Raw genomic sequence first — 13917 nt, 5'->3', positions numbered from 1 at the left:
GGGGCGAGGTGGTCATTGCTGGTCGAGCATCCGGTGCGCGCGGGCGATCAGAGTGGGCACGGCCGCGCCGATGCGGTCGAACCCCTCTCCCACGGTCTTACCCTGCCGGAAGCGGGCGTGGATACCCTCCACGATGACGGCGAGCTTGAAGTTGCCGAAGGCCACGTAGAACCCGAGGTCCGCGATGTCGCGGCCGGACACCTTGGTGTAGTGGGCGGCGAACTCCGCGGCGTTCATGAACCCGGGCGCCACCGTCACGTCCCCCGCCACCGGGATGCTCGCCCGCTCCTCGTCGCCGCGATCGTGCCAGTACGTCAGCGTCAGCCCCAGGTCGGCCAGCGGATCGCCGAGCGTGGACATCTCCCAGTCCACCACGGCCGCGATCTCCAGGTCCCCGAGCCGCAGCAGCGTGTTGTCCAGCCGGTAGTCGCCGTGCACCAGCGTGCCCGCCGCCTCGGCGGGCAGCCGCTCCCGCAGCCGCGTCACGAGGTGGTCGTAGTCGGGCAGGTCGGCCGTCTTCGACCGCTCCCACTGCTGGCACCACCGGTCGAGCTGCCTGGCCATGTACCCCTCCGGCCGCCCGAAGTCGCCGAGCCCCACCTCGCGGTAGTCCACGGCGTGGATGCCGGCCAGCACCTCGGCCAGCCGTTCCGACAGCCGCCGCGTCTGCTGGGGCGTCCGGTCGCCGAGCTGCTCCCGGCTCCGTACGGCCTCCCCCTCGACGTGCCCCATGAGGTAGAACGGCGCGCCGATCACGTCCTCGTCGCCGCAGAACGCGACGGGCTCCGGCACCGGCACGGGCGTCGGCGCGAGCGCCGAGATGACCCGCCACTCGCGGCGCATGTCGTGGGCGGTCGGCAGCACGTGGCCCAGGGGCGGGCGGCGCAGCACCAGCCGGCGTTCCCTGGCCTCGACCAGATAGGTCAGGTTCGACCGGCCGCCGGAGATCAGCGAGACGGACAGGGGCTCGCCGGCGTCGGGCACGTTCCGGCCCATCCAGGCGACCAGCTGGGGGTGGTCGATGCCAGGTACGGTCATGGTCACACATTAGAACGTCACTCGGTCCTGAAGACATACTGGGAGTTATGTAACGTTCCGGAGCTGCGGCTACGGCATCGCGTGAGATCCTTTAATGTGGCAGTACACCCTGGCCCTCAGCTTGCCCGGAGAGTGTGCTGACAGTAGGAGCCCATGCACGTCACCCTTGCCCTACCCCGTGAGCTGGGCGAATCCGAAGTGTGCCGCTGGCGTGCCCTGCAAGAAGCGGACAACGCCTTCGACAACCCCTTCCTGTCCCCAGAATTCACCCTTACGGTGGGCGAACTCCGAGATGTCGTACGTGTCGCCGTCATCCACGACGGCCCCGAGATCGTGGGATTCTTCCCCTTTGAGCGACATCCTCTCGGCATCGGCAAGCCGGTCGCGGCCGGGCTCACGGACGCGCAGGGCCTCGTGCACGTCAAGGACGTGCGGATCCACCCGCTGTGGCTGCTGAAGCAGTGCGGGCTGTCGGTGTACGAGTTCGACCACCTGGTCTCCGGGCAGCCGCTGCTGAACGCGCGCCACGAACGATTCCCGTCCCCGATCATCGACCTTCGTGACGGCTGGGACAACTACACACAGTCACTTCGCCAGCACTCCGGCAAGACGTACAAGACCACCCTGGCCAAGTCGCGCAAGCTGCAGCGCGAGGCGGGCCCGCTGCGTCACGACTACGCGACCACCGACGTGGAGCCCCTGCGCACGCTGCTGGGCTGGAAGACCGACCAGTACCGCCGCACCGGCCGCGCCGACCGGTTCGCCCACCCGTGGATCGTGGAGCTGGTCGAGCGGCTGCTGGCCACCCAGTCCGACAGCTTCGCCGGGGTGCTCGACATGGTGTACGTGGACGGCCGGCCGATGGCCGGGCATTTCGGGCTGCGTACGCGTACGACGCTGGCCGGCTGGTTCCCCGCCTACGACACCCATTTCGCGAAGTACTCCCCCGGCCTCATCCACCACCTGGCGATGGCCGAGCGCGCCTGCCAGGCCGGCATCGAGATCATCGACATGGGGCGGGGCGAGAAGGAGTACAAGGACAAGCTCAAGAACGGCGAGCTGGAGGTGGCCGAGGGCCGGGTGGCCAGGCTCGGCCCGGCGGCGGGCGTGCACTGGGTGATGCGGGTGCCGGTACGCAAGACGCGTGCCACGGTCATGGCCAACCCGATATTGCTCAAAACGGCGGACAAAACCTTGAAAACGTATGGAAGACTGCGTACCGTCCTACAACGGTGAAGTACATCGCAGAGCGAACGGGCCGTCACTGCCTGTCGCTGCCGTCCAACCGTCTGGGGCTCTACCTGGCACTACGCCACTGGTGCCTGCCCGGGCAGCGGCTGCTGATGTCCCCGATCTCCGCCGACGAGATCCTCTTCCTCGTGCTGGCCGCCGGGCTGATCCCGGTGATCGCGCCGCTGTCCCCCCGTGACGGCAACATCGACGTCGCCCGGGTGGACCTCGACACCGTGGACGCGGTCCTGACCACCAACCTGTACGGCCTGCCCGACGACGCCCCCGCCTTCGCCGGGAAGATCCTCGTCGAGGACGTGGCGCACGCCATGGAGAGCGACCTCGGCGGCCGCCCGCTCGGCACGTTCGGGCACGCCTCGGTCTTCAGCCTGTCCAAGCACCCGGGCGCGGGCTCCGGCGGGGTGCTCACCGTCGAGGCCGAGTCCGACCTGCGGGCCCTGGCCCGTGCCCGCGACGAGCTGCTGACCCGCGGCTCCCTGCGCGCCGACCTGTGGAGCGTGGCCACCTCCACGGCCCGCCAGGCGGCGCTCAAGTTCGACCTCGTCCGGCCCGCGCTCAAGCTCATGCGCCGCCTCGGCATGCAGGAGCCCCGCGAGGGCTACCGCATCCCGGTGCGCGCCGAGGAGCTGGAGCTGGCGCTCAAGCAGGCCCCCTCGCTGCCGCCCTTCGACCCCTGGGTACGCGCCGACCTGCACCACTACCGCGCCCGCCGCGGCCCGCTGGTCCGCTGGTACCAGGAGCGGCGCCTGGCCCGGGTGCCCCGCGACCGGGCGCGCCGGCTGGCAGGCGTGCAACGCCTGGCCGAGCTGCCCACGGTCGCGCCCGCCGTGCTCGACGACCTGTCCCGGCCGCTGTTCCGGGTGCCGCTGCTGGTCCGCGACAGGGACGCGGCCATCGAGGAGCTGGAACGGCACGGCGTGTCCACGGGCTACCTGTACGACCCCGCCTACGACGACTACGCCCCCGGCTACACCGAGCACCCCCACGACCCCGCCCCGGCCCGCTGGTGGGCCCGGCACGTGCTGCCGGTGGACCCGATGTACACCGCCCGCTCGCTGCCTGTCCTGCGCCGCCTGCGACCGCCCGCGACCCCGCCTACAACTGGGCCTACAACTGGGCCCACGACTGGGCCTACGACCGGGCCTCACGGATGAGTTCGGCGACGATCTCGCAGCCCCGGCGCACGTCGGGCAGCGAGGCGGAGCCGTACCCGATCACCAGGCCGTGCAGCCGGGTGCGGCCGTGGTGGTGGTGCTCGGTGGAGTCGAGCATGACACCGCGCTGCCCGGCCCGCTCGACCACGCCCGGAACCAGCGCCGCGGGCAGCTCGGCCAGGACGTGCAGCCCGGCCGTGTCGCCGCGCAGGCGGCAGGCGGGGCCGAGGATCTCGACGACGGCGGCGCGGCGGCGCGCGTACTCCAGGCGCATCCTGCGCAGGTGCCGGTCGATGTCGCCGCGCTCCAGGAGGGTGGCCACGGCCTGCTGGACGGGGCCGCTGGTGCGGTCGGCCACCGCCCAGCGCAGGGCGGCGATCCTGCTCACCAGCTCCGGCTCGCCCACCAGCCAGCCCACGCCCACGTCCGGGGCGAGGATCTTGGACAGCGTGCCGAGCAGCACCACCCGCGAGGGGTCGAGGCCGTAGAGCGCGGGCAGCGGGGCGACGTCGTAGCGGAACTCGGCGTCGTAGTCGTCCTCCACGATCGTCGCGCCCGTGCTCCCCGCCCAGGCCAGCAGCCGCTCCCTGCGCGGGATCGGCAGCCGGCCGCCCAGCGGGAACTGGTGGGCGGGCGTGGTGTAGAGCACGCGCAGATCCCCCGGCAGGCCGTCCACGATCACGCCGTCCTCGTCCACCGGGCAGGGCACCACCTCGGCGCCCCTGGCGGCGAACACCGTGCGCGCCACCCGGTAGCCAGGGTCCTCCACCCCGGCCCTGGCACCCGGGCCGAGCAGGGCCATCGCGCAGAGGTCGAGCCCGTTGCCGGTGCCGCGGGTGACCAGGATGTTCTCGGGGCCGACGGCCATGCCCCTGGCACGCCTGAGGTGGTCGGCGAGCAGCTCGCGCAGGCGCGGCAGGCCGTACATGTCGGGCGAGTCGCCGGGTGGCAGGTCGGCGGCCCTGCGCCAGGCCCGCTTCCACGCCGCCTGGTCGTAGTCGCGCACCCAGGGGGCGCCGGACGTGAGGTTGATCAGGTCCTTCGGCGGCTGCCTGGCCGGCACGTACGCGCCCCCGGCGGGCTGCCTGGGCGCCCGCTCCATACCGGTCTCGACGCCGATCTTGATGTCGGCCACGAACGTGCCGGATCCGTGCCGCCCGTCCAGCCAGCCCTCGGCGTAGAGCTGCTGGTACGCCTCCGTCACCACGGTCCTGCTCACCCCGAGCTGGGCGGCCAGGGCCCGCGTGGACGGCAGCCGCTCGCCGGACGCGAGCGTGCCGTCCAGCATGGCGCCGCGCAGCCAGGTGACGAGCTGCGCGGTGAGAGGTTCGGCCGAGTCGCGCGAGAGGGAGACCGGCAGGTCAACATGGGTACGCATGGAAGTGGTCTCTTGAAAGGGGCTGGTAGTGGCCCTACAGGATAGGTCCACTTCGTCGTTACCGTCGAATCATGCTCTCCACCACACCACGCACCACGCTGGGCCGCTCGAAGGAACGCGGCAGCACCGACAGGGACGACCTGTACGAGGTGCTCGACACGGGCCTGATCTGCCACCTGGGCGTGGTCGTGAACGGCCACCCCATGGTCGTGCCCACCGGCTACGGGCGCATCGGCGACACCCTCTACCTGCACGGCTCCACCGGCGCGGCCTCCCTGCGCGCCGGCGAGGGCACCGACGTCTGCGTCACGGTCACCCACCTGGACGGCATCGTGCTGGCCCGCTCGATCTTCCACCACTCCGTCAACTACCGCTCGGCCATGATCTACGGCACGGCCCGCCTGGTGACCGACCCCGACGAGCGCATGGCCGGGCTGCGTGCCCTGGCCGAGCAGCTCGCGCCCGGCCAGTGGGACTACGTGCGCCGGCCGTCGCGCAAGGAGCTGGCCGCCACGGCCGTGCTGGCGCTGTCGCTGGAGGAGGCGTCGGTCAAGATCAGGCGCGGCGCGCCGAAGGACGAGGAGGAGGACTACGACCTGCCGGTGTGGGCCGGGGTGCTGCCCCTGGTCACGAGCTGGGGCGCGCCCGAGCCGGATTCGGTGCTCCCAGAAGGTATCGAGGTACCGGTTCACATCCTCCATCGGGAGTAGTTCCATAAATCCGGAACCACCTGGAAAACCTGACTCCTTGATCGTACGTCTCATCAGGTGGGCCGGCTCCTGATGGGAGAGGCAAATGGAGTGGAGCGCTCCCGGTTATACAGAGATCAACCAGCTAGGGGCAGGCGCGAGCGGGCGCGTGGTGCTCGCCGTGCACGACGAGACCGGCGTCAAGGTCGCGATCAAGTACCTGTCCCAGGAGCTGCTGCGGGATCCCTCCGCCCTGGCCAGGTTCCAGTCGGAGGCCCGGCTGCTCACCACGCTGCGCGATCCGAACATCGCCACGATGTGGGAGTACATCCAGGACGACGGCGGCGCGGCCATCGTGATGGAGCTGGTCAACGGCGTCTCGCTGCGCGCCCTGTTACGCGAGAGCGGGACGACCGAGCCCGAGGCCGCGCTCGTCGTGCTGAAGGGCTCGCTGCTGGGCCTGGCCAGGGCGCACGCCATGGGGCTCGTGCACCGGGACTACAAGCCCGAGAACGTGCTCGTCCGGGACGACGGGGCCAGCAAGCTCGTCGACTTCGGCATCGCGGTACGCCAGGGCACCGCCGTCCACCCGGAGGGCACTCCCCCGTACATGGCGCCGGAGCTGTGGGAGGGCGGGACGGCCTCCCCCGCGACCGACGTGTACGCGGCCACGGCCGTCTTCTTCGAGTGCCTGACCGGGCACCGGCCGTACCGGTCCACCGAGCCCAGCGTCCTGGGGTACCAGCACGTCCACGCACCTGTGCCCTTCCACGACGCGCCGGAGCCCGTACGTGACCTGATCCGGCGCGGGCTCGCCAAGGACCCGGCGCGGCGGCCCGACGGGGCGCTGACGTTCGTAACGGAGCTGGAGGCCGTGGCCGCGGCGGCGTACGGGGAGGACTGGGAGGAGCGGGGGAAGCGGCGGCTGGCCGCGCTCGTGGCCCTGCTGGCCCTGCTGCTGCCCACGCCCCAGCCGGCCCCGCCCGAGACCGCCACGTCGCTGGCCAGAACCGTGTTCGACCGCGTGCGCGGGAGGCTCGGCGAGAGCGCGCGGCGCATGGCGCGGACGAACAACACCCGGCGGCTGGCCATGGGCGGCGCGGTGAGCGCGGTGGCGGCCGTGGCGGTGGTGATCGTCCTGGTCAACCGGCAGCCGCCAGAGCAGCCGGTCGGGGCGGCGGTGGCCGTGCCGCCGAGCCGGATCGCGACCGCGCCGGTCGCCGGGACGCCGAGCACGGAGGAGCCCGACCCGCCCGGATCCTCGCCTCCCGGATCGACGGATCCCGAATCCTCGCTCCCGGAGCCCGGCCTCACGCCCCAGGTCGTACCGCAGACCTCGCCGGAAGCGAACCCGCCCGATCAGGACCGGGAGACCTCCCGGCCGCGGCCTCCGGACGGCACCACCCGCCCTGCGACGAACCGGCCCACCACCAGCGCGCCCACCACCCCTCCCACCACCCCCTCCACCACACCCCCCACGACGCCGTCCACCACACCTCCCACGACACCCTCCACGACGCCACCCACGACACCTCCGACCACTCCGCCCACCACTCCGCCCACCACGCCCACCACCGACGAGCCGCCGCCGGTCACCTCGGTGCTGGCCGTGACCGTGGGCGAGCTCACGATCGGCGAGAACGGCGTGGCCGCCGGCACCATCGGCCTGCGCACCAGCGGCACCGGCGCCGTCACCGCCATCGCGACCTGGACGGCGACCGGCGAGGCCGGCCGCACCGAGCGCGTACGCCTCAGCGGCGCCGGCACCTACAGCCAGCGGCTGACCTGGCCGATGGGCGAGCGCCCGTGCGGCAAGACGGTCACGCTGACCGTCACCACCTCCCCCGCGCCCGCCGGTGGCCCCCGCTCGGCCTCCCTGACCCTGCCGGCCTGCCCGACCAGGGTGACCGCGCTGAACGTCACGCTCAACCTGCCCGCCGCCCCCGCCCGCACCGCCACCGCGTGGGTCCGGGTCACGGCGAGCGGCACCGGCGAGATCCCGGTCAGCGCCCGCTTCTCGGTCAACGGCGACCCGGTCTCCACCCGGTCCGCGACGTTGTCGGGGCGCGCTTCGTACAACGAGACGTTCAGGCACGCCTTCAGGGCCCGTCCCTGCGGCTCGACGCTGTCGGTGCAGGTGAGCGCGGGCGACAGGACCGACACCGCGCGCGTCTCCGTACCCTGCCCGCCGCAGGTGCGGCGGGTCGCCATCGGCGAGGTCGGCACCAGGGGCGGGCTCAGCGCGCCGGTCAGCGTCACCACGGGCAACACCCAGCCGGTACGGCTCACCGTCCGGTTCAGGGCCGGCGAGTCCACGAGCACCCGGACGGTCACCCTGTCGGGCGAGACCTCCTACACCCGGACCCTCGGCCACGAGGCGCGGCTGCCCTGCGGCACGAGCTGGTCCGTGACGGCCTCCACCGCTCCCGCGGCGGCCAACGGCACCGCCACCCGCAGCGGCACCACGCCGAAGTGCCCGGAGGAGGAACCCACCAAGGAACCCACCAAGGAACCCACCAAGGAACCCACCAAGGAACCGACCAAGGAGCCCACGAAGGAACCCACCAAGGAACCGACCAAGGAGCCCACGAAGGAGCCGACCAAGGAGCCGACGAAGGAGCCGGACCCTGACTCCCCAGGCACTGTTGAGTGACATTTCTCCAGTTGTCGTATATCGGTAGCGGGAAAACGGTTCCCTCTGGTTAAGCTACGGACCGTTTGATGAGGGTGGGGGCCCACTGAACTCCAGAGGAGTCCGTTATGCACGGGAATGGGCCATGGGGGGTCCCCGGCTACACCGAGGTGCGCGAGCTCGGCTCGGGCGCGGCCGGTCGGGTGGTCCTCGCCAGGCGTGACCACGACGGCGCGGAAGTCGCCATCAAGTACCTCAGCGACGAGCTGAGAGCCGATGTCGGGTTCGTCGCGCGGTTCCGGCACGAGGCCCGCTTGTTGGCCACGCTGCAGAGCCAGTACCACGCCCGGCTGATCGACTACGTCGAGGCCGGGCAGGGCGCCGCCATCATCATGGAGCTGATCAACGGCGTGTCGCTGCGCGAGCTCCTCAGGTCCGAGGGCCCCACCGGGCCCGAGGCGGCGCTGACCGTGCTCAAGGGCTCGCTGCTCGGCCTGGCCTCGGCGCACGCGATCGGGGTCGTGCACCGCGACTTCAAGCCCGAGAACGTCATGGTGCGCGGCGACGGCACCAGCAAGCTCGTGGACTTCGGCATCGCCGTCCGGGTCGGGGAGGACGCCAACGCCGCGGGCACGCCGCCGTACATGGCGCCCGAGCAGTGGTCGGGCTCGCCGCCGAGGCCCGCGACCGACGTGTACGCGGCCACCGTCGTGTTCTTCGAGTGCCTGACCGGCATGCGCCCCTTCCGCGCGCCCAACATGGCGGCGCTGGCCCGCCAGCACCAGAGCGCGCCGGTGCCGGTCGACGAGGTTCCCGGGCCGCTGCAGGGGCTGGTCGAGCGCGGCCTGGCCAAGGACCCGGCCGAGCGGCCACCGTCGGCCGAGGCGTTCCTGACCGAGCTGGAGGCCGTCGCGACCGAGGCGTACGGCCCCGACTGGGAGGAGCGCGGACGGCGCCGGCTGGCGGCCCTGGCGGGCCTGCTGGTGCTGCTCTTCCCCAGCGCGCTGGAGGAGCCGGCCGAGACGCAGACCTCGCTCGCCGAGACCCGCTTCGCCGAGCCGACGCGGCTGCTGAGCAAGCTCCCCGCCAAGCTCGCCCTGGCAGGAGTCGGCGTCGGCGTGCTGGTCGCGGCGATCGTGGTCATCCTCACCGCGGGATCGGCCGAGCCGGTGCTGCAGGCGGGGACCAGCACGGTCACGCCGGCCACCACGGAGGCGTTCACGCCCGAGCCCGAGCCCGAGGAGACGGTGCCCGAGGAGACCGCCGAGCCCACCCTCGACCAGACCACTCCCGATCCCACCCCGACGGACTCGGCCACCGCCGCGCCGCCGGTCGTCCAGCCGACGACCGCCACGCCCACCAGGACGGCCACCCCCACCCCGGTGAAGACGCCGCCCAGGACGAGGAAGCCCACCCCGAGCCGCACACCCACGCCCACGCAGACCTCCGAGCCGGAGGCGAGCGGCAACGTGGAGGACCGTACGCCCTCCGCCAGGCCGACCACTCCGCGCGCGACCCCGACCCCGGTCCCGGTGACCCCGACCCCGACGGCCACCACGTCCTCACCCACGCAGACCCCCACGAGCGGGGGGACCGAGGAGCCGGACGGCGGCGGTCAGGATCCCACGCTCACGCCCGAGCAGCCGCGACTGGCTGCCGCCGGCGCGCTGCTCGCCCTGGGCCTGGTGACGACGGGCGCGCTACCGGTCACACTTGCGGTGAGGCGCCGCATGGCGGGACGCCACAGAAGGAAGCGCTAGACGCGGCCGGGGGGCAACGGCGATGGACAACCCTGGAAACGGTATCGCCGGATTCCGGCTCACCGAGCACACCTGGATGACCGAGCTCGGCAACTGGATCGACGCCATCTCGCCCGACGGCCGCAGGGCGGGCGCCCTGCTGTTCGACCCCAAGGTCATCGGCCTGCCCGGCGTGCGCGACCGCGTCGTGCAGGCGGTCATGACCGATCAGCGGCTCGTGCTGGCCGGGCTGACCGGGCTGATCCCCGTGGCCGACGTGGTCGCGGCCGGCGACCAGGTGTGGCTGCTCACCGCGCAGGCGGTCAGCCCCACGCTGGCCGACCTGATGGCCGCCGCGCCCATCGACCCGAACGGGGCGGCGTCCCTGCTGGTGGAGACCGCCCAGACGTTGCTCGCGCTGCACGAGGCCGGGGTCACGCACGGCTCGGTGCACCCGGGCACGGTGGTGATCACCGCGGAAGGCGTCTCGCTGCTGTCGGAGCGCGGCCTGTCCGACGCCATCCACGCCCGGGTCTCGCCACGCGAGCGGGACGCGGCGGGCTGGGCCTCGCTGGCCCGCGGCCTGGCCGCCTCCTTCGGGCGCGGCGCGCCCGAGCCGGCCGAGCTGTTCGAACGCGTCGCGGCCACCGCCCAGACCCTGGGCCTGGGCACCGCCCGCGACCTGCTGGTCAACGAGCGGGGGCGGCTGCCCGGCGGCAGGATCAGCAGGGAAGGCCTGGCCAGAGCGGCACGCGGGCGGTCGGCGTTCGCGCAGGCGCCGTCGTACGCGCGGGCCCCGGTCCCGACGCCGCGGGACGAGGGCGACATCGTCACGCTCCTGCGCGTGCCCGGCCAGTCGGCGGGGCCGCTCCGGTCGGGGGCCGGCGTCGGCACGCAACCGCAGGGGCCGCCGGCGGGGCCGCTCCAGTTCGGGCCCGGCGTCGGCACGCAGCCTCAGGAGCCGGAGACGCCGGCCCAGCGGATCTGGCGGGAGGGGCGCGGCGAGGTCTCCACCGTGCACCGCCCTGGCGGGCGCCCGGCCAAGGCGTCGCGGGCGCGGCGGCGGCGGACGATCCTGGCCACGGCCGTCTTCGCCGTGATCATGGCGGGTGCGATCCTGGCCTGGTTCAGGCTGGGCAGCGCGCCGGACCTGGCGGTGAAGTCGATCAACGTGGTGGCGCCGAAGAAGACGCAGGGCTGCGGCAGCGCGGTCATGATCACCGGCACCGTCGTCACGAACGGAGCGCCCGGGGAGATCACCTATGAATGGCGCAAGAACCTGGACAAGGAAGTCGTCAAGGGAACGCTGCGCACGAAGGCCGGCCAGACGTCGTACACCGTGCCGCTGAGGTGGACGTTACAGGGCAGGAGCAGCGTCAAGGCCACCGCGACGCTGCGGATCGTCACGCCGGGACCGGTGATCACCGACAAGGCGAGCTTCACGTACAAGTGTTGATCGCTGCTTCCGCCCATGCACCTCAAAGCGATTTCTTACTAATCTGGCGAACATGACCACGCAGACCCCCGCGGGCTGGTACCCGGACCCCTACGGCGAGCCCCAGCTCCGCTGGTGGGACGGCAACCAGTGGACGGACGCGACCCATGCGCAGGAGCAGGGTGCCGCCCAGCCCCAGCCGTCCTCCGGGCCCCAGCCCCCGTCGCAGCAGCAGCAACTCCAGCCCCAGTCCGGCCCCGGCTGGGCGGCGACACCGGCGAACCCCACGGCCCAGTTCGGCCAGCCGACGTACGGGCAGGGAGCCTACGGCGCGCCCACCGCGCCCACCCAGCAGCAGCAACAGCCGCCGCAGTGGGGCGGCGCGCCGCTGCCTGGCCCCGGCTACGGGCCGCCGCCCAAGCAGGGCAACCCGCTGCCCTGGGTGTTCGGCGGGCTGGCGGCGCTGCTCGTGCTCGCGTTGATCGTGGTCGCCGGGATCTTCTTCCTCAACAGCGGCGACTCCGGCAACACGGCGCAGCCGAGGCGGTCCGACACGTTCGAGCCGCAGCCGCCGCCCACGAACGAGCCCTCGCCGCAGCAGCCCCTGCCGAGCCAGGGCGGCGAGTTCCCCCAGCCGGCCGACGGCACCGTCACCGACCCGCGCGCCGGCGTCTCCTTCCAGGTGCCGGACGACTGGAGCGTCGCGGTCCCCGCCGAGGTCAACAGCGGCAGCGCCACCGACCAGCAGTGGACCGCCGGGGTGAAGGCCGTCTCCCACGACAACTACCAGGGCGAGAGCGACTGGATCGGCAACGTCTACACGGGCGTGCTGAACGAGCTCTACCCCTACAGCGGCGTCGCGGGCATGGGCGACACGGCCAAGGCCGTCTTCGTGCACTTCTCCACGCAGTACTACCAGCTCGCGCACGAGAGCAAGGTCGTCGCCGACAAGGCCATGAAGATCGGCGACCGGGACGCGTGGGTGCTGCAGTTCGAGCTCGACTTCACCAAGATCTCGGAGGAGAACGACTTCAAGTGGAAGAAGGAGAACGGGGCGATCGTGCTGATGGATCGCGGCGAGGGCCAGAGCCCGGCGATCATCTACGTGAGCGTTCCTGACAATCTCGGCACGGACGTGGTCGGCAAGGTTCTCAGCTCGCTCAAGCCCGCCTGACCGGTGGCACTAGGCTGGTGGGGTAACAAGCGGGCGGATTGCTCCGAGCCGCTGGGCGAGGAGATCGTATGAGTGACTTGCTGGTCTGGATCGACTGTGAGATGACCGGGCTCGACCTGAGCCGCGACGCGCTCGTCGAGGTGGCGTGCGTGATCACCGACAGCGAGCTCAATCAGCTTGACGAGGGCGTCGACGTGGTCATCAAGCCGCCGCCGGAGTCGCTGGAGCAGATGTCGCAGGTCGTACGCGAGATGCACACCGCCTCGGGCCTGCTGCCCGAGCTGGCGGGCGGCGTGACGCTGTCCGAGGCGGAGTCGCTCGTGCTCGACTACATCCGCCGCCACGTGCCCGAGCCGAAGAAGGCGCCGCTGTGCGGCAACTCGATCGGCACGGATCGCACGTTCATCGCGCGCGACATGCCCGGGGTGGATGCGTATTTGCACTATCGGATGATCGACGTCTCGTCGATCAAGGAGCTGGTACGCCGCTGGTACCCCCGGGTCTACTTCGCCGCGCCCGAAAAGCAGGGCGGACACCGGGCTCTGGCCGACATCACGGAGAGCATCAGGGAGCTGCGTTACTACCGCGCGGCCATCTTCGTCGGGCAGCCCGGACCCGATTCGACCACGGCCAGAGCCCTGGCTGAGCGTGTCAGCGGTTAATCGGGTGGCGTAAAGACTCCCGAATCCCGCTACACTTTTCCTGTGCCACCACACAGCGGGTGGCCATGGTGGGTGTAGCTCAGTTGGCAGAGCGCCAGGTTGTGGTCCTGGATGTCGAGGGTTCAAGTCCCTTCACTCACCCCAAGGCGAACGGCCGGTCCTTCAGGACCGGCCGTTCGCGTTTTCTCCCGGGCAACGGCCCCAAATCATGACAATGCGGGTTATGCTCGCTGTCTAACGCTAACGCCGGCAGCACGGGGGCCATCGGCGATCTTGACAGTCTGCGCGCCCCCGGAGGCCGGATGAGAGTCGACGACGCAGCTTTCGATAGCGTGTTCACGTCCCTGAGCAAGCGCGAGGCCGAGGTCATGGACCTGATCGCCACCGGTCAGTCCAACGGGCAGATCGCGCAGCGGCTGTTTCTCAGCGAGAAAACGGTCAAGAACCACGTCAACCGGATCTACGCCAAGCTCGGCGTGGACTCCAGGGTCACGGCCATCGGGCTCTGGCGGTCGCGGCGGCAGTAGCGATCGGTGGCGGCGTTCACCGTTCCTCGGGCGCGTGGCCGGCCGCGAGGCCACCCCACCACGCCCCACCACCTGCCCGCCCGCCGGGCTCGCCACGGTCGCCGGGCACAGGGCGCGCTGCTGTGCGGGCCGCCGTGCGCCTTGAGCCGGGCTGCCCCGCACACCGTCCCGCCGACGCGGCGCCAGAAGCCGACCCCGCCAGGGCGGCAAGCCGCGCAGGGAGCGCACGGAGACCGCA

At 71.9% G+C, this 13917-nt stretch carries 11 protein-coding genes, 1 tRNA gene and 1 pseudogene; 10 read left to right on the top strand and 3 right to left on the bottom strand.

From position 1 onward, the window contains the following. Window positions 1-12: 12 nt before the first annotated feature. Window positions 13-1038, bottom strand: a complete 1026-nt coding sequence (locus tag AB0I79_RS16140) for a phosphotransferase family protein (protein ID WP_357872834.1) — start codon at window positions 1036-1038, stop codon at window positions 13-15. A gap of 153 nt (window positions 1039-1191) precedes the next feature. Here AB0I79_RS16140 and AB0I79_RS16135 point away from each other — a divergent pair, with 153 nt between their 5' ends. Next, window positions 1192-2274: a GNAT family N-acetyltransferase gene (locus tag AB0I79_RS16135; protein WP_357872831.1), complete on the top strand. Its 1083-nt coding sequence runs from the start codon at window positions 1192-1194 to the stop codon at window positions 2272-2274. Further along, a complete protein-coding gene (locus AB0I79_RS16130; protein WP_357872828.1) occupies window positions 2271-3443 on the top strand; it encodes a DegT/DnrJ/EryC1/StrS family aminotransferase in 1173 nt (390 codons plus the stop codon). The genes AB0I79_RS16135 and AB0I79_RS16130 overlap by 4 nt, the downstream gene beginning before the upstream one ends. Here AB0I79_RS16130 and AB0I79_RS16125 read toward each other — a convergent pair. Next, on the bottom strand, window positions 3421-4821 hold the full coding sequence (locus AB0I79_RS16125) for a PLP-dependent aminotransferase family protein (protein WP_357872826.1): 1401 nt from the start codon (window positions 4819-4821) through the stop codon (window positions 3421-3423). The two genes, AB0I79_RS16130 and AB0I79_RS16125, sit on opposite strands and share 23 nt — an antisense overlap. Before the next feature lie 71 nt (window positions 4822-4892). On the opposite strand from AB0I79_RS16125, the gene AB0I79_RS16120 reads away from it, so the two are divergent. After that, the gene (locus AB0I79_RS16120) at window positions 4893-5531 is read left to right on the top strand and encodes a pyridoxamine 5'-phosphate oxidase family protein (RefSeq protein WP_357872823.1); all 639 of its coding nucleotides are present in this window, start codon (window positions 4893-4895) and stop codon (window positions 5529-5531) included. Between the two features lie 85 nt (window positions 5532-5616). Beyond that, window positions 5617-6339, top strand: a pseudogene (locus AB0I79_RS16115) (serine/threonine-protein kinase); the annotation flags it as partial. Between the two features lie 1523 nt (window positions 6340-7862). Here the strand turns inward: AB0I79_RS16115 and AB0I79_RS16110 are convergent. Next, window positions 7863-8075, bottom strand: a complete 213-nt coding sequence (locus AB0I79_RS16110; RefSeq protein ID WP_357873068.1) for a hypothetical protein — start codon at window positions 8073-8075, stop codon at window positions 7863-7865. 195 nt (window positions 8076-8270) lie between these two features. On the opposite strand from AB0I79_RS16110, the gene AB0I79_RS16105 reads away from it, so the two are divergent. The 6 genes from AB0I79_RS16105 (at window position 8271) to AB0I79_RS16080 (ending at window position 13679) form a co-directional block, all read left to right on the top strand. Beyond that, a complete protein-coding gene (locus tag AB0I79_RS16105; protein WP_357872821.1) occupies window positions 8271-9902 on the top strand; it encodes a serine/threonine-protein kinase in 1632 nt (543 codons plus the stop codon). A 22-nt stretch (window positions 9903-9924) separates the two neighbouring features. Further along, window positions 9925-11337 carry a hypothetical protein gene (locus AB0I79_RS16100; protein WP_357872819.1) on the top strand — a complete coding sequence of 471 codons (1413 nt, stop codon included), beginning with the start codon at window positions 9925-9927 and terminating at the stop codon, window positions 11335-11337. Window positions 11338-11389: 52 nt separating this feature from the next. Further along, window positions 11390-12490, top strand: a complete 1101-nt coding sequence (locus tag AB0I79_RS16095) for a DUF2510 domain-containing protein (RefSeq protein WP_357872817.1) — start codon at window positions 11390-11392, stop codon at window positions 12488-12490. 68 nt (window positions 12491-12558) lie between these two features. Then, window positions 12559-13152 carry an oligoribonuclease gene (gene orn / locus AB0I79_RS16090; protein ID WP_225268826.1) on the top strand — a complete coding sequence of 198 codons (594 nt, stop codon included), beginning with the start codon at window positions 12559-12561 and terminating at the stop codon, window positions 13150-13152. Between the two features lie 68 nt (window positions 13153-13220). Then, window positions 13221-13296: transfer RNA gene (locus AB0I79_RS16085), tRNA-His, on the top strand. A gap of 188 nt (window positions 13297-13484) precedes the next feature. After that, window positions 13485-13679 (top strand): LuxR C-terminal-related transcriptional regulator, encoded by a 195-nt coding sequence (locus AB0I79_RS16080; protein ID WP_253758288.1) that lies wholly within the window; start codon window positions 13485-13487, stop codon window positions 13677-13679. The last annotated feature ends 238 nt before the right edge of the window (window positions 13680-13917 follow it).

Origin of the sequence: Nonomuraea sp. NPDC050202 (assembly GCF_040656115.1) — a bacterium.
Lineage (GTDB): Bacteria > Actinomycetota > Actinomycetes > Streptosporangiales > Streptosporangiaceae > Nonomuraea.
This window is presented reverse-complemented; position numbering and strand designations above follow the sequence as displayed.